General features: G+C 59.5%; 7 protein-coding genes. 5 read left to right on the forward strand and 2 right to left on the reverse strand.

The window, feature by feature from the left end; translation table 11 throughout:
• The first annotated feature begins 603 nt into the window (after positions 1 to 603).
• The 5 genes from G3N62_RS11460 (at position 604) to G3N62_RS11480 (ending at position 8,408) form a co-directional block, all read left to right on the forward strand.
• The gene (locus G3N62_RS11460) at positions 604 to 1,308 is read left to right on the forward strand and encodes a hypothetical protein (protein WP_058040303.1); all 705 of its coding nucleotides are present in this window, start codon (positions 604 to 606) and stop codon (positions 1,306 to 1,308) included.
• Between the two features lie 416 nt (positions 1,309 to 1,724).
• The gene (locus G3N62_RS11465) at positions 1,725 to 3,311 is read left to right on the forward strand and encodes a class I SAM-dependent DNA methyltransferase (RefSeq protein WP_058040304.1); all 1,587 of its coding nucleotides are present in this window, start codon (positions 1,725 to 1,727) and stop codon (positions 3,309 to 3,311) included.
• A complete protein-coding gene (locus tag G3N62_RS11470) occupies positions 3,301 to 4,644 on the forward strand; it encodes a restriction endonuclease subunit S (RefSeq protein ID WP_124670895.1) in 1,344 nt (447 codons plus the stop codon). Before G3N62_RS11465 ends, G3N62_RS11470 begins: the two co-directional genes overlap by 11 nt.
• On the forward strand, positions 4,641 to 7,787 hold the full coding sequence (locus tag G3N62_RS11475; protein WP_124670894.1) for a type I restriction endonuclease subunit R: 3,147 nt from the start codon (positions 4,641 to 4,643) through the stop codon (positions 7,785 to 7,787). Before G3N62_RS11470 ends, G3N62_RS11475 begins: the two co-directional genes overlap by 4 nt.
• A 111-nt stretch (positions 7,788 to 7,898) precedes the next feature.
• The gene (locus G3N62_RS11480) at positions 7,899 to 8,408 is read left to right on the forward strand and encodes a DUF4365 domain-containing protein (RefSeq protein WP_124670893.1); all 510 of its coding nucleotides are present in this window, start codon (positions 7,899 to 7,901) and stop codon (positions 8,406 to 8,408) included.
• Positions 8,409 to 8,456: 48 nt separating this feature from the next.
• Here G3N62_RS11480 and G3N62_RS11485 read toward each other — a convergent pair whose 3' ends face one another.
• Both G3N62_RS11485 and G3N62_RS11490 read right to left on the reverse strand, forming a co-directional pair.
• Positions 8,457 to 11,972, reverse strand: coding sequence for a hypothetical protein (locus tag G3N62_RS11485; protein ID WP_124670892.1), 3,516 nt, complete (start codon positions 11,970 to 11,972; stop codon positions 8,457 to 8,459).
• A 576-nt stretch (positions 11,973 to 12,548) separates the two neighbouring features.
• On the reverse strand, positions 12,549 to 17,084 hold the full coding sequence (locus tag G3N62_RS11490) for an AAA domain-containing protein (protein ID WP_124670891.1): 4,536 nt from the start codon (positions 17,082 to 17,084) through the stop codon (positions 12,549 to 12,551).
• Positions 17,085 to 17,390: the final 306 nt, after the last annotated feature.

Consider the following 17,390-nt stretch of genomic DNA (forward strand, 5'->3'; position numbering starts at 1 on the left):
TGCGAGGTGGACCCCGGTCTTAGGGCCCCGCGACGTCTTCGAGTGCGATGTGGGTCAAATGGGCTTTGCGCCCGTCTTCCAATCTAGCAAATGCGCTTCCCCCTTTCAAGTATTTCGATTGCCCTGTCTGAATGAGCGTGCGATACAGAGCGCCTCTGGCCAAAGCCCCTGGCAGCAGACTACTGCTTGCGTATTACTCAATAAACATTATACGGTTTGTATAACTAAGTGCTTTATCGACGACTGTGCAATCAGTTAGATTTAGCTGCTCCGCCACCTCCTGTTAGCGCCAGTTGGCTTCTTGAGTCACCGTACGCATCGGGGATAAGAGCGCTCGGACGGAGCGGCGCAGAAAGGTTTGCGCGCCGGCGACACTAATCAATCTGCCTCGAGCACTGAGGCGGTACTGTGAAGCGCATCGCTGCGATACTCATCCGCGTGACAGACAGCGTGATGGGCTCCAGTACGTGCCATCTTCGCCGGCTAAAGAGTTCCTCATCGCAGCCGTTATTTCCGAAAGGCGATAGTTGGCCGATGACGCACGGGAAAAGCCTCTTGCTGTGCAATACCGCGCGCATTTCAACTTGATGAGGAAACACGGTGATGAGCAGCAACATACTTTCGCGTGGATTCGAGACGGTCGGCTTCAATTTCGGCCGTCTGATGTCACATGTTCTTTCGCTCGGACACAAGGTGGTGGGCCGCGTGCTGGACTGGTGGATTTCCACGCCGGTGCAGCGCGTGGCATTCGTGAGTTTCGCGCGCGTGAACGCCCTTTACGTCACGCTTGCTTGCATGGTGACCACTAGCGTATTTGCGTGGCTGAACCCCACAAGCGACCTTGCGACAGCCTTGCTGCTGGTGACCTTCTTGCCGCTGCAGAGCATGTACTTCCGGCTGAACCCCGGCAAGGCGTCGATGATTGTGACGTCCTGCTATGGCCGCGAGTTGCGCGTGCATCTGCCCGATACGAGCGTGCATCCTCGCGACGTCGCGGTACTTCGCGCGCAGGTCGACGAGCTAGTGCGCATCGCCCGGATATGCCATGCGCATACGTTGACGTTCAATTCGCCGCTTCTGGCAGCGAAGTCCACGAGCGCGCTCCTGGCGCGTACCCTGGCGCGGGCCGCGGCGAGCGCGAATGCGGACGTGCACGTCGAGGTCGAGGAGCCGAAGGAAGTCGATGTCGTATCACACGGCAACCTTTCCATCTACGCGAGCCGGTACGAAGCGCTGCGCAATGGCCGCCTTGTGGCGGGTGAGCGTGGTAGGCTGATGAGCCGTAAAGTACGGGTCAAATTCAGGTAGTTTTCGAATCACGGGTCGCGCGTGGGCCGAATGTCCGGTCGCGGAAACTTCTCGGAGCGCGTCTTGTTCAATTGAATCCGCAACATAGTCTGCGAAGCGAGTGACTGTTACCGCCGCGCAATGCCTATCGCTGCGGCGTCCCCCAGAATTACCCGATGTCCCAAAGGACATCTCAGTTCACGAGTAAATTGATTGGAGCCGCTGGGCACTCGCGTAGCGGGTGCTGCAACAGATGACTACGGAGAGTCCCGGCCGAACGGAGCCTTGCCAAACGCGTCGCCGCACCACGCGAGCAGCACCTAACGGAGTGGTCGCGGTCGATTCAAAGACTGGGCGCCATCCGCATTGCCGATGCGGCAAGTAAAATCACCTGGTCGAATCACATCAGCATCACCACATTCTTACAGAATCACTACATGAACCAGGACCTGAAAAGGACCCTTTGGGCCGCCGCTGATAAGCTCCGCTCGAGCATGGACGCGGCCGAGTACAAACACATCGTGTTGGGCTTGATTTTCCTCAAGTACATCTCCGATGCATTCGACGAGCGTCGTGCCCAACTCAAGGCCGCATTTTCCGACGAGGGCGACGACCTCTACCTGCCCGACGAGGCGGACCGAGCGGAGGCGGTGGAGGAGCGCGACTACTACACGATGGCGAACGTGTTCTGGGTGCCGGAGGCGGCAAGGTGGGAAGCAATTCGCGCCCAGGCTAAGCAGGCTAAAATCGGTGTGCGCATCGATGCCGCGCTGGAAGCCATCGAGGCCGATAACCCGCGCTTGAAAGGCATTCTTGACAAGCGTTTCGGCCGTACGCAACTCGAGCCGGGCAAGCTCGGCGAGCTGGTGGACCTCATCTCCACAGTCGGTTTCGGCGAAGGCCATCGAGCGAAAGACCTGCTCGGCGAGGTGTACGAGTATTTCCTAGGTCAGTTCGCAACCGCTGAGGGCAAAAAGGGCGGGCAGTTCTATACGCCGGCGTCGGTGGTGAAGGTGCTGGTTGAGGTTCTCGCGCCGCACCAGGGGCGCGTCTATGACCCCTGCTGCGGTTCGGGCGGTATGTTTGTGCAGAGCGAGAAGTTCATCGAGGCGCACGGCGGCAAGTCGGACGACATCAGCATTTACGGCCAGGAGGCGAACCCGACTACTTGGCGGCTGGTGGCAATGAACCTGGCCATTCGCGGTTTCGCGGCCGACCTCGGCAAGGAGCCGGCCGATACGTTCCATCGCGACCAGCACCCGGATTTGCGCGCCGACTACGTGCTCGCCAATCCGCCGTTCAATATCAGTGACTGGGGCGGCGAGCGGCTGATTGAAGACCGTCGGTGGGTCCATGGCGCGCCACCGGCCGGCAATGCGAACTACGCATGGTTGCAGCACATCCTGCACCACCTGAGTCCGCGCGGGCAGGCAGGCGTTGTGCTCGCCAACGGTAGCATGAGCAGTAACCAGAACGGCGAAGGCGACATCCGCCGTGCAATGGTCGTAGCCGACGTGGTGGACGTGATGGTGGCGTTGCCGCCGCAACTCTTCTTCAACACGCAGATTCCCGCGTGCCTGTGGTTCCTGGCGAAGGACAAGAGCGGTGCGGCGGCGCCGGGCGGCAAGCGCGGACGCGACCGGCGCGGTGAGGTGCTGTTCATTGATGCGCGTAAGCTCGGCCGGATGGAAACGCGCGTGGTGCGCGTGTTCGATGACGAAGACATCGCGAAGATTGCCTCAGCCGTGCATCGCTGGCGTGCTGATGGCGAGGATGGTGCTGACGAACCCTATGCGGATGTACCGGGCTTCTGCCGGGCCGTGACGCTGGCGGAGATTGCCGAGCACGGTCATGTGCTGACGCCTGGTCGCTACGTCGGAGCCGAGGAAGCCGAGGATGACGACGAGGCGTTCAACGACAAGATGGAGCGGCTGACCGCGCAGCTTGCCGAGCAGATGGCGAAGGGCACGGAGCTGGATGCGGTGATTCGTGAAAAGCTCGGGGGGATGGGCTATGCGGTCTGAGCGCTCGTTGGAGTCCCGCACGGGGGGGCGAGCAGCTACTACCGGCGTGATACCTGGTGACTGCGCCATTTCGGTAGGAAATCCTGGGTCAGCATTGCCCGATGGATGGGGCTGGCGGTTGCTCACTGATGTTGCACGGCTCGAAACAGGACATACCCCGAGCCGCAAGCATCCCGAGTATTGGGGCGGGGATGTCCCGTGGATTGGTATTCGCGATGCCACTGGCAATCACGGCGGTACGCTCTATAAGACGCTTCAATATACGAACGAGCTTGGGATTAAAAATTCGTCGGCGCGCATTCTGCCGGCAAATACCGTTTGCCTTTCTCGCACTGCATCCGTCGGCTATGTCGTTGTCATGGGCGCACCTATGGCGACAAGTCAGGACTTTGTGAACTGGGTCTGTGGCCCTAGTTTGGACCATCGGTTCTTGAAATATGTGCTGCTTGGGGAACGCGGGAGCTTCTTGCGATTTGCTTCGGGAACCACGCACCAGACGATTTACTTTCCAGAAGTTAAGGCTTTCCATATCGCACTACCGCCACTGAGGACTCAGCGAGAGATAGCAGATGTACTTAGTTCTCTTGATGACCGCATCGACCTCCTGCGCCAGACCAACGCCACCATCGAATCCATCGCGCAGGCGCTGTTCAAGAGCTGGTTCATCGACTTCGACCCGGTGCGCGCGAAGGCCGAAGGCCGCGAGCCCGAGGGCATGGATGCGGACACGGCAGCGCTGTTTCCTGCCGAGTTCGAGGAATCGGCGTTGGGGGCGATTCCGAAAGGGTGGAAGGCCGGTGTGGTTGAGAGCCTTCTGGTTTTGCAGCGGGGATTTGATTTACCCGCAACGAAGCGCACTCCTGGAGAATTTCCGGTGTTGGCCGCAAGCGGGCCGAGCGGTACTCACGATGAATTTATGGTTGCTGGGCCTGGAGTAACCACTGGGCGAAGTGGCGTAATCGGAAACGTCTATTTCGTCTGTGATGATTTCTGGCCCCTTAATACGTCGCTCTGGGTAAAAGAATTCAAGGTGGCAACTCCAGCCTATGCGTACCAGTTCCTCAAGACATTGGACCTCAAGCGGTTCAATGCCGGTTCCGCAGTCCCAACCCTGAACCGAAATCATGTGCACGCGCAGCCGGCGTTGATACCACCGCAGCTACTTGTTGACGCGTACACAACCGTCGCGTCCGCTTTACTCGGGCGAACGCGTGAAAATGAGAAGCAAGCGAACACGCTTAGTCAATTGCGTGACACATTGCTCCCGCACCTCATCTCCGGCAAACTTCGCCTCCCCGAAGCCGAGGCGCAATTGAGTGAGGCCATCGCATGAGCGGCATTAGTGAGGACGCAGTCGAACAGGCCATGCTCGAATGGGTGGCTGGTCTCGGCTGGCAGACCGTTCACGGTCCCGACATCTCGCCGCCCGATGCGAAGACGCCCGGTACGGAGCGCGACAGCTACCGCGACGTGGTGCTGCGCCACCGCCTCGCTGGCGCCATCGCGCGCATCAACCCGCACATCCCGGCCGGTGCCCGCGACGACGCGCTGCGCCACGTTTTGAATCCCAACGTGCCGGTCCTCGTCAACGCAAACCGTCAGCTCTACCGCTGGCTGGTTGATGGCGTGCCGGTCGAGTTCCAGAAAGACGGCGAGACGCGCGGCGACCGCGTACGGCTCATCGACTTCTCGGACGTTACCGCCAACGACTGGCTGGCTGTCAACCAGTTAACGATTCAGGGCGCGAAGCAGACCCGCCGTCCCGATGTACTGCTATTCGTCAACGGCTTGCCGCTCGTCGTGGTCGAGCTAAAGAACCCCGGCGACGAGGATGCGGACATCTGGGCCGCGTGGAACCAGCTCCAGACCTACCAGCAGGATATCCCCGAGTTGTTCCACGCGAACGCGCTCCAAGTCATTTCGGACGGCACCAACGCCCGTATGGGCTCGCTCACCGCAAGCCGCGAGCGCTTCATGGCCTGGCGCACCATCGACGGTGTCACGACCGACCCGCTCGGCGCAATGCGCGAGCTGGAAACGCTGACGCTGGGCCTATTTCAGCGCGACCTGCTACTCGACTACCTGCACCATTTCATTCTGTTTGAGGACGAGGGGCAGCTCGTCAAGAAGGTCGCTGGTTATCACCAGTTCCACGCGGTACGAGCCGTGGTGGACAGTGTGCTGAAGGCCTCCGCACCGGGAGGCTCCCGCAAGGGCGGCGTCGTCTGGCACACGCAGGGCGCGGGCAAAAGCATCGAGATGACATGTCTGGCCGGGGCGCTGATGGCGCACGAAGGCATGGGCAATCCGACGCTGTTGGTGGTGACCGACCGCAACGACCTCGACAACCAGCTCTTCGGCGTATTCGCTGGGGCGAGCGAGCTGCTGCGGGAAACGCCGGTCCAGGCCGATACCCGGCCCGAGCTGCGGCGTCTGCTGGCCAACCGCCCATCCGGCGGCATCGTCTTCACCACCATCCAGAAGTTCACGCCCGGCGTGGACGAGGACACTTTTCCTGTCCTCTCCGACCGGCGCAACGTCGTCGTCATCTGCGACGAGGCGCATCGCAGTCAGTACGGATTCGATGCTCGTCTGGTCAATGACCAGCCCACGAACGGTACCCGCCCGTTGTCGCCGGCCGGTACCACGGCCGTCCGCTATGGCTACGCGCAGTACCTGCGCGACGCGCTGCCTGGTGCCACGTTCGTCGCGTTCACCGGTACGCCCGTGTCGCTGGACGACCGCGACACGCGCGCGGTGTTCGGCGACTATGTCCACGTTTACGATATCGAGCAGGCAGTGAAGGATGGGGCAACAGTGCCCATTTACTACGAGAGCCGGCTCGCCAGTCTCGAGCTGAAGGAAGCTGATGTCTCGTCCCTGGACAGCGAAGTGGAAGAGCTGACCGAGGACGAAGAGAACGACGAAGCCAAGGTTGCGAAGCTACGCCGGTGGGCCGCGCTGGAGCAACTCGTAGGCGCACCGCCGCGTGTCCAGAAGATTGCCGCTGACATCATCGAGCACTTCGAGAACCGACAATCCGTGATGGACGGCAAGGCAATGATTGTCGCGATGAGCCGCGACATCTGTGTGCACCTGTACAACGCCATCGTCGCGTTGCGTCCAGACTGGCATAGTGACGACCCGACGCACGGTGCCATCAAGATTGTGATGACCGGTTCGGCGTCCGACAAGGCGCTGCTGAAACCGCACATCTACTCGAAGGAAGTGCGCAAACGTCTTGAGGCACGCTACAAAAATCCCGCCGACCCGTTCAAGATTGTTATCGTTCGTGACATGTGGCTGACTGGCTTCGATGCGCCGTGCATGCACACGATGTACGTAGACAAGCCAATGCGCGGACACAACCTGATGCAGGCCATTGCGCGCGTGAACCGCGTATTTAAGGACAAGCCCGGCGGGCTGGTGGTGGACTACATTGGCATCGCCAACGAGCTGAAGGCAGCGCTAGCCACCTACACGCAGGCCCACGGACGAGGCAAGCCGACCATTGACGCGCACGATGCCTTGGTCATCCTCAAGGAGCAGATGGACGTGCTGCACGGCATGCTGCACGGCGTCGCCTATGACGACTTCCGTACTAAGGCGTGGCAACTGCTTCCAGCGGTGGCGGACCATGTGCTTGGCCTGGACGATGGCAAGAAGCGTTTTGCCGACACGGTGCTCGCGGCGAGCAAGGCATTCGCGCTGTGCTGCACGCTCGACGAAGCTCTTCAGTACCGCGATGAGCTGGCTTTCCTGCAGGCCGTGAAGGCGGCGCTGACCAAGCACGGCGGCGCAGACAGGGCGCTGACAGATGAGCAAAAGGAACACGCCCTTCGGCAGATTATCAGCCGCGCGGTAGTGAGCGCCGAGGTCATCGATATCTTTGCAGCGGCTGGCCTGAAGCGGCCTGACATTGGTGTGCTGTCCGACGAGTTCCTTGAAGATGTGCGCCACATGAAGGAACGCAATCTGGCCGTCGAACTGCTAGAGCGGTTGCTCAAAGGCGAAATCAAGGCGCGCTTCAAGACCAATGTCGTGCAGGGGGCGAAATTTTCGGAGCTGTTGCAGCAGAGCCTCACGCGGTATCGCAACCGGGCGGTCGAGACTGCTCAAGTCATCGAGGAACTCATCGAGATGGCGAAGCAGTTCCAGGAGGCGGCGCAGCGAGGCGTGCGCCTCGGTCTGAGTCCCGATGAAATGGCGTTCTATGACGCGTTGGCGACAAATGAGGCGGCGGTGCGCGAACTCGGCGACGAGACCCTGAAAAAAATCGCCGTCGAACTAGTCGTCCGACTGCGCAGCTCCGTCACTGTGGATTGGTCGAAGCGCGAAACCGTGCGCGCGAAGCTGCGCGTAATGGTCAAGACACTGCTGAAGCGTTACAAGTACCCGCCCGACCGTCAGGAGGAAGCAACTGATACGGTTCTCAGGCAGGCGGAGTCGCTCTCCGCCGAGTGGACGAGCGTATGACCGTGCATGCCGTTGAGAAGAGAGCGAGTGAGCTGCAGGCGAGTGTCCACGGAACGTGGCGGCGCAAGGCCGTCGCGATACTCGACAGGTTCAATTTTCCCAGTAGACACCATGCCTCTATCCTCCACGCAAATCGGCGCAATCGGCGAGAACCTGCTGGTCAATGCGGTCATGAAGGGGAGCAGCGGTCGGCTTGCACCGTTTCAGCCTCTGGCCGATGACGACGGCATTGATTGCTTGTTCTGGGACAAGGCGACCGGCCAATCAGTCGCCATCCAGCTGAAGTGCAGGACCGTCACCCTGTACAAGCCCGGCACCAAAGAGCGAGGAAATCAGGCCCACTTTGAAGTCCGGAAAACGACGTTCAACGAGACGCGTCGTGCGTATCTGGTCGCGGGGCTCTGCAACGAGGAGCTGACAGGTTTTGTCGTGACTTGGCTCGTTCCGATGTCGATTTTGCCGGAACTCGCTCGCAATAGTACAACCAAGTGGGTCATCCGGCCCAACAAGTCGAAAAGCAGCGCGGACCGCTTCGCGTCTTACCGGTGTACTTCAGTCGATGAACTGGTCCAGCGCATCATCGCCATCTGCGAGCCAAACAAAATTGTGGCCGCGCTATAGTTTCCATAAGTCCGATTTCTCCACCGCTTACTTGTCCTCTGCCCGAAATCACTGAACGTTCTCGTCAGCAGCATAGACGAGTCGAACTGCCTCGCCATGTCTCACCTGAACTCGCCTCGAAAGTTTGAGGTGTAGGTCCACAAGCGCATTGTTGTCACTACGCGGACTGCATGTCGTCTCAACATACGTGTCGTCGGCAAATTTCTGAAAATCGACTCTGTGGAAAGCCTCTCGCGCCAAAAGTATCGATGCTCCCGGAGGTAGCATGGCGCCATAGACCTCGACTTCGTTGAAGTTACAGACGTACGCGTGGCCCTTGCCGTTTGCATGCCAGACGCGCAGGTCACCAGGCTTCTGGTATCCCAATCCGAAATCGGCGTGCTGCCATTGCCAAACCCACTCAGGTTTGGTGGGGTTCTCGAGAAGAAGGATAGGATGCAAGCCGCACGCTATCATCCGTTCGGCTTCTGACCGCAGCACCGACCAGTAGGAATCAGCGTCGTGCACTACGTGGACCCGCATGTTGCAATCGCGCAAACTGTCTGACAGCACAAGGGCCCCTACACGGCTTCGCATCGTGTCGTCCCAAAAGTCTGCTTCGTTAATCGCCCGTTGGTCCATTTCGATGCGCGTCAGTTCCCCCTTTCTGACTTGGAGCATATTGAGCGTGAGGTCCTGCAATGCTTCAACGGTGTAGCCAATGGTCGCAAAAAGCGGCAGGGGGAAGGCCCCCGAAATTGCGCTGAACGCGGTGCGGGACGCGAATCTCGAAATCTCAGCCAACCTTTGCGGGTCTACCGGTTCGTTTTGAAGTACCTCTGCCCTCATCGATTCCATCGTCTCCTGCAGCGCTTCAAGACTAGTCTTGAGGTTTGCAGTTGCGACGGCCGGGTCGTACGCTTTTCCAGTTCGCTTCAGTAACGATGCTATAACGGGCGCCGGCAGTTGGGCTGGCTCGTTCAGCCTATCGAGCCATGCCTTCAGGCGATTACGAAGGATGTCGACGCTCGCGTACTGCTTAACCATCCACACATCCAATTGACGGCGCAATGACGCACTCGCTGCCCACTTTGCCGCAGAAAGCACCGCCATCAAAATCAGTTGTTGTTCCTGCAACGACTCGAGGTCGTCTACACCAACCGAGGAGTAGACGCGCGAACTCATCATGCCCGGCTGCTGCATGTCCTTGATTCTCTCTACGAACAAGCTGAGACGGCCAACGTACCCACCCCGGTATTGACCGCCCGAGGCAAACTGCCGAACCTTTGCAGTTAAGTAGTTGACCGCGTCCATATCGCGCAACGACTCGGACGCCGTTCCCCCGCGACGCCACTGCTTTCCCGTTAGCATTCCGACGGCAATCTCTAAGGCCAAGGAACCGTCCAGACTGCTGCTATTTTGTTGACACGCGAAAGCCAGCAGCAGCTCGATGCTCACAAGTCGAATATCTGCCCAAAAATTAAGCAGAGAAGCGAGCAGGACCCCACGCTGCAGGTCAGCACGACTTTCTCCGATGAGCTGACCATTCTGCTCGGCGAGTCCAAGTGAGGTTTCGAGGTGGTGCCAGTCGTCCTTCAGGTCGTCTACGGTAACGAACGCTGTCTTGTCATGGAGAGAAATCGCCTGATGCTCGTAAAGTAGATTTCCCCACCACTTGCTCAGTGCGTCCGCGTGCCATTCAGCGGCGATTTCGTCGCCACGCGCCACAGCAGCAATCAGCATCTTCGCTGTACCCTGAACATGAGCTGCTTGCACGCGTGCTATTGAGGCCGCCGCTCGCCATTCGAAGGCATCGGAAGTTTCCGGAATTTCGGCAATATACGTTCTTGCATTCTCCCAACCACCGATGAATGTCGCCACTACGTCTTCGTAGAGGCGAAACAACGGCGGGGTAAGAGTTGCACTTTGGTGAGGGCCGTGCTCCCGCACACCTTGCTCCTCGATGCGTCGCCCCCACCAGTTGCCGAGCTGATACATCAATAGCATCGGTAGGTCGAGAATGCCTTCCCGGATTTCGACTGGCGAGTCTCGCAGTTCCTTGCCACCAAGGTGCTGAGCGAGATAGCAAAGACGACGAATCGGGTTGCTGTCGATTGTCATCGACTCGATTGCTGCCAGGAAAATCGAGCGATACGCATCGTTCCAAGCCACGTGCATCGGGCTTTCAAAGAACACCTCGAAGTCCGGCATCAGCGCCCAGCTCCCGACTGAACCGTCCTCTGTCATTACCAAGGATGCGCTTAGCAGAAGCTCGTGTAGCCCGACCAGAGCGTTATAAGCGCGCTCGAAGTCCTTGGCATCGGATTTCCCTGCGGCCGTGCGTGCGTCCAATTCGAACTCGTCAATGACTGACTTGACCCTGACTTGATATCTCTCTCGTTTTACCCCGGCAAAAACAAACGTACGGCGCAACAACCAACGTTGCAGCGGAGAGAGGCCGGGCCCTGCTTCAACCAGAGCTAGAGGCACGGACTCGTGGTACACAGTTCCCGGTGTGATGGGCACTGACAAAAGTGGCCACTCAGTTCGACGATGCCGACGTGCGTTCGCAGGACGCGGCAATCCGGAAGCCGAATGCGCCCATGTTGCAAGAACCAACACAAGCGGCCAAAGTCGGACATTGACAAGCCTCGACGGCGTATCAAATTTCAATGTCCCCTGTGGCTCCCCCCGACCGAACCCGTATCGCGTCAGGAGCACCTTCGGTCCGTTCGAATTCTCATCACCCAAGTAGTCCGGCACGGGAATCCACCCTTTGGAGTGCGACTGCGCGAAGACCTGAAACAAATAAAGTCTGTTAATGTCGCGAGGCAGGGCAACGCTTGCCACATACCTTCTAACAACGTCGAGCTGTACATCTGGCCTCAGAAACTCCACCGTCCTGTATAAGAAGTGCGCGGTGAGGACGGCGTTTATCACAAACCATACCGAGTCCAACGCTCCCCACTGAAGCAGTACGGACGCTCCGAAGTACGGCATTGCGACGTATTGAACACCCATGGCAACGACCAAAATGAGCGACGAAAGCCCCGCGGCAAGCGCACCAGAGCTCAGCATGTAGAGATGCATAACGCTATCTGCAGCGGGTCTGCGTTGCAGAAACACCGCCACGAACGCAATGACAATTGGGTACGCGAGCGCAGCAATGGTGGCTTGTACCGACCATAGGGTCGAGAAATAGCTCAATTGCTCCGAGTAGCCCCATTTTTCCCAGCCTGCAGGAAGCCAATGAGTCGGCAGCACATGGGTCACTAACAAAGCCAGAGAAAACACGACAGGAAACGATAGGCAGAGCCACACTGGGTGCTCGCCAGCGTGCATCAATAGTCGAGCCCACGGTGAAAATGCAACATCTCTCTGATGCTGATTGAACGATTTCCAATCCGCAATATCCCGACGGACGACATGTCGAATGGACCACGGCACACTTCTGAGATTGCGGGAAATTGAAAGGAACAAAGAAGCGACGTCGATTACTCGACGACGCGATTCAGCCAGTCTCGTCTTAACACCCATTCGGACGGCACGCATTGCTGCGGTTGCTCTCGTGAATGTTTCACTCATCCCCGCTCCTTCTATTTCGACGACTCGCGCTTGCCCTTCTTCGACGACGTTACTGCCGCTTCACCGAACTGCCTCAGTGGTCGAAGCGGTCGGTCATCGAAGACTTTGCGGTGGAGTAACTTCGGTCGCGAGAGAAATCGTCGAAGCTATACCCAACGGACAGGTTTCCCGCAGGAAGAACATCGCGATGCACTCCGGCCGACCAAACCTTTGCACGCACTGCACATATAGATGGGCTTGCCATCAAATGTCTTGTGTTCGGTTGGCGTCGGCCGGGACACATCGAGCGATGCGACTTGCTTCGCCATGTTCTCAGGGGCGCAGTGATTACAGGTTTTCGCTGACGCCGACCAGCAATTTGTTTTGCATACAAGTTTGCCGCAAAGTGAGCAGCGGTGCCGAGGCGAGTGGGGAGTGCAGCCGCATCTCTCACAACGCTCTTTCATCGGTTGCTCCGTCTGATTTGTTGTGGCTATTGCTGGCCGTGCTCGCTCCGAATAGGAACTTCAGCAGAGACTTCGCCGCTTTCCGTGCGACGTTATCTCAGACATCAACAGGTCGGATTCTGGCCAAGGACTATGCAGGTAGCGGTTCTTCGTCGACCAAGTCATCGCGCTCACCATTCCATTCCCGGTACTCGACTAGCGCCGGCACTCGCTCAATAGCTCCCAAGGGCTCAATGCCAAGCGCATACATGCGGGCCAGCAGGTCGTTGAGCACTTCCTCCCTGCGCATCGACCAGGTGGAGGCAAAGCAGCGCCAGAAGACCCAACCGGCGCGCTCGAGCACCCGCTGCCGGTTCATATCCGCTTGCCATCGGTCAGGGCCATGAAACTCGTCGCCATCCAGTTCGATGGCAAGTCGCGCGTCGTTCGCGCCCTCAACCACCATGTCGATGCGAAACGCGCCCGCCTTCACCTGCGGGATGACGCGGTAGCCCCGATTAACCAGCTCCGTGTACACCTGTCGCTCAAAGCCCGACTCGCATAGGTCAATGAGGCCTTTTTCCTCCTCGCCGTTGCCCTGCTGGTCGATTGGCATCGAGAAATGCTGTAACAGGCCTGCACGCAGGTCTTTCCCTGATGCAGACAGCTCCGAGAGCTTCACAGAGCGCACGAGATACATGCGGTCCTGCGCGCGACTCGCAGCGACGTTGAACCGCTGCTCTGACGACTGGTCCGAAAGCGCTCGCGTGCCGGACGAGTCGATGACAAGCGACAGGAAGATGATGTGGCGCTCAGCACCCTGGAATGTCCGGGCATCGCCGCAGGCGAACTTACGCCGGTGCAGTTCAGCCGCGTCACAACGCTCGCGCACGAGCGTGTCGATGAACTTGCCTTGCTCTGGCCCGAGCAGCGTGACCACGCCCAGCGTGCGATGCTCGAACTGCGGGTTGGCGAGGATGGCCTGAATTTCGGCCACAATCGCCTCGGCCTCCGCGCGGTTGATGTCCCTCTTGTCGCGCACGCCGTGCGGCACGTAGATGTCGACCAGCGGCGGGTCAATCCTCTGTGACATTTTTGGAATGCGCAGTGGCTGGATGAAGTCCTTGTAGAAGTGCTTGTTGCTGTACGCGATGATGGGCGGGACGCATCGGAAGTGCTCGCGCAGCATGACCTTCTGCGCGGCGAACACAGTCGACGCGATATCGTAGAGCGACTTCTCCGGCGTCAGTACGGGCGCATGGGGCTGGTCAGCAAGGAAACGGTCCTTCAGCTCCTGGATACGCACGGCCGAGATGAAGCTGCCATCCGGCGACACCTGCCGGTCGTCGCCAACCACCAGAATCTTCTTGCCGCGCAGGACTGCTGGCAACGCCCACAGGTCAGACTGCGACGCCTCGTCGACGATGACAAGGTCGAAAGCACCGAGGTTCGCAGGGAGCGTTTCCGACACCTTGGCGTGGCTCATCACCCAGCACGGCACGGCGTCTTGTGCATCATGCATCGCCTTCTGCGCGTCGCGGCGGTGCCGGACCGCATTGGGGCCGGTGCCGGCGCCAATGCGGCGAATTGCAGTTCGGTATGTCTCGAGCGCCGACAGCACCTTGGGCGTCGCATTCATCTTGGTCGACAGCCATGCCGACTTTGACACCATGCTCGAGTACAGGCGGGAGAGCCCCGACTCGACATCCCGGCGCTGAGCCGCGAGTTCAAGCAGTTCCTGCCGCGCTTCGATGTTTTCCAGGTAGTCGCGCACACGTGCCCAGTTCCACGCTTCGCGCCAGCTTGCGGGCCAGGTAACGTCTTCACCAGCGGCGGGCACCGGGACGCTGCGCAGTCGCGCGGCGAGGCGCACTGCACCAGCAGTCTCAATTTTTTTACTGAGCGTGCGGACCGCTTCGAGTTCGTTGAAAAGTCCTTCGATGCGCCGCAGTTCCGCAACCAGCTCGGCGTAGTCGGCCGCCGCTTTCTCTGCCGGCAACGCTGGCTCACCCAGACGGTTCTCCGCAAAATCGCGCAGCTGCTCCGCCACCAGCCCGCGGGTGCCCGCGAGCTTCTCGCGCAGGATGCTCAGATTCGTCATCGCCTGCGCCAGCTCAACACGGCTCAGGTGCTGGCGCAGATAGTCCCGAACGCGCGAAAGCTGCTCCGAACCACCTCGAAGGTCATCCACTGGCGGCACTGCAAACACCTTGTCGGCGACCGCGGTTAGATGGACGTCGTGGTTCGTCGCGAAAGCATGTGCCTTGCGCGCAGCGATGGTGACCCGCTCAATATGACGCAACTGCGTGACGCTCGGTGTGAGTCTCGGTACAACCAGGACATCGGCGAACTCATTCCAGCGCGCGCAGAAGGATGCAACCTGCTCGTGCAGGTTCACGTACGAGAGCACATGCTGCCAGTCGGCTTCGTTCTTCGGTCCAATTTCGGCAATACGAATTGCTGCCACCATTTCCTTGGCATCGCCCGCGCCCATCGCGAACATGCCGAAGGGCTTGCCGGTCTTTGCCGCTCGCTCGAGCGCCTCTTTCACCTTCGGTGAGCCAAGCGCGGCCTCGTCGATTTTGACCGGGCGCTGCATGAACGCCGAGCGCGCCTCCATCAGCTGGTCGGATTCCCCAAAAAGCGCTTCAAGTGCCATGCGTTCAGTCGAGTGGTCGGCGCGGCGGCATTTGCGCCGTAGGTCAAACGGCCATGTCTCTTCGGTTTCTTCAATCTCGATGGCGAGCCTGACGGCCGCATCGACCTTGGCGAGCATGTCGCGCGCGTGCTCGTAAACATCGTCGGTTGTGGCCCTCAACGGAATGAGCGTGCCCTTCGCCTCTGCCTCCTTGAGGCTCGCGATATTCACCATGACCGTATGCAGCCGGCGGACATCATCCACGGCCAGGAGCGCGGCACTCGCCGGCAGATGCGACGAAACATATCCAATGTCGGTGCCGAGGTTGCGCCGCGCCTCGCGCAACGCACTGACTTCCTCGGCGACCAGCGGCGGCGCATTCTCGGGAGCAAGCGAGAGCGAATCGTCGAACCAAGAGAACGTCTTCCCACCTTCGATGACGAACTCAGCCATCTTCTGGGCACGCATCACGACGCCATCCACCTCCACATCGGATAGTTGCGTCATCGCGATTTCGTCGATGCGGCGGTCGATGCGCTGCATGGTGGTATGCGCGCGGTCGATGGCGGAGAGGTCTGCCTGAATCTGGGAAGCGACCACATCCGGGTTCATCTGGCTAACATGGTGAATGATGGCCTCAATACTCGCCTGAAACTGCTGCATGCCCTGGCGGTCACCCGAAAGCAATGCCACGGTCAGCGGCCGCACTTCCTCGGGAATTTTCTCCTGCAGCAGTTCGAGAGCTTTCTCGCCCTTGGACGTCACCAGAATCTTCTTTCCGTTCGCCAGGTAGTGGCAGATGATATTGGCGATGGTGTGTGTCTTTCCGGTCCCGGGCGGGCCCTGTACCGCCACGCCATCGGCGCGCTCGAGTTGCTCGACGATGGTGACCTGCTCGTGGTTGTAGGGCAGCGGAAAATAAAGTTCTCGCGTCTTGCCCGAACCACTGGATGGCGTACCGGCGAGGCCGCGGAACGAGACAGCTTCATAGCTGACCTTCTCATCCGCGGGCGGTGTGACCAGCGCGAGCGGACCTTCCGGAATCTCGGCTCCCTCTTTCAGGCACGCCTTGAGCCGCTCGATGTCCTCGTGCAGGAAGTTGTTCGACCGGGGCCTCGAGTGGAGCGCCCATAGGTCCGTAACCAGCAGCGACGGACCAGCCGGAGGGAGTCCCACCTGCCCTTCAATGTATCTGCCGTTGCGGTCGATATTCCCTGCAACGCTTCTCAGGGCATGCTCGTAGGTCCCCGGGTCGAATGGATTGGGCGGGCGCTCCGCCGACCGCTCGAGCTCCTCCTTGGCCGCACGTTCGACTGCTGCGGCACTTTGCAGCTGACAAGCGGAAAAGGCGTCGAACTCGATGCGCGGGCTCACCGCGCGTGGCCGGACCTCAATGGCGAGGGTCCGGTCGTCGATGGCCAGTTCGAGCGACTGCGTGAGCACCGGATACTGGTAGTCGAAGTCGACCTTCTTCGTGCGTTCCTCGAAGCTCATCTTCCAGGACGCGACACCGATGCCGCACACGAACTCCTGCGGCTTGGCCGTGTCTTCAAGCTCCAGCTGCTGCTTGAGTGAGAACAGCTCACCGTAAAGTCGAATAACCTGCCACCGCGGCTTTTCCACTTCGGCCCACGTCTGCCAGAGTCTCGTGTAGCGCTCCAGCTCCGCCTGAACAGCCGCTTTCTCGCTGTCCGCAAGCTGCTGTGACTCCAGCTCAGGCTTACCTTCCGTCAAGACGCCAATGCGCCGCTCCAGCGCCGCTTCATTGATACGTGGAAGCTTTCCAGTCGGGTTGGAGTCGACGACAAACAGTTCCTTCTGTTCGGGCGGAACCGCTGGCGGATTCTGGGCCTCAAGTCGTGCCACGCGGAGCCAGATATGGTCGCCTTCGACCTTGATGTCAAGGTCTACGCCCGGCAGCCCTCGCAGGTCGCCGCTCGTGCGAAGGAATCCATCGGTGCCAGAAAGCCTGAACCCCCGCGGGTCGATATCTTTTGATTGCTCGACGACGTAGTCAAGCAGCTTGGTAAGCAAGCTGGAAGAACTCATTTAGCCCTCGGATTCGATGCGGGACACGCGCGGCTGCACGACGAGCCCGAGCTTTCGACAGTGGTCGAGGATAAGTGTCTCGAGCAGGTTCGTCTGACTGCGGTTTTCGTATTCCGCGGCTTCTTGGAGCAGGCGTTTTAGGTCCGGCCGAACGCGTACATTGATGGTTTCGGTTTTACCAGCGGGCATATCGTTCCCGGCAATTTTTTGTAACGCAGAGTACGTTACACAACTGCCTGATTAACGGCAACAACGATTGCCGTCTGAAGTGCAGGTTTCCCGTGCCCGATTAGTCTGGGAATCAGG

Source organism: Burkholderia sp. Tr-20355 (assembly GCF_017104685.1).
Taxonomy (GTDB): domain Bacteria; phylum Pseudomonadota; class Gammaproteobacteria; order Burkholderiales; family Burkholderiaceae; genus Burkholderia; species Burkholderia seminalis.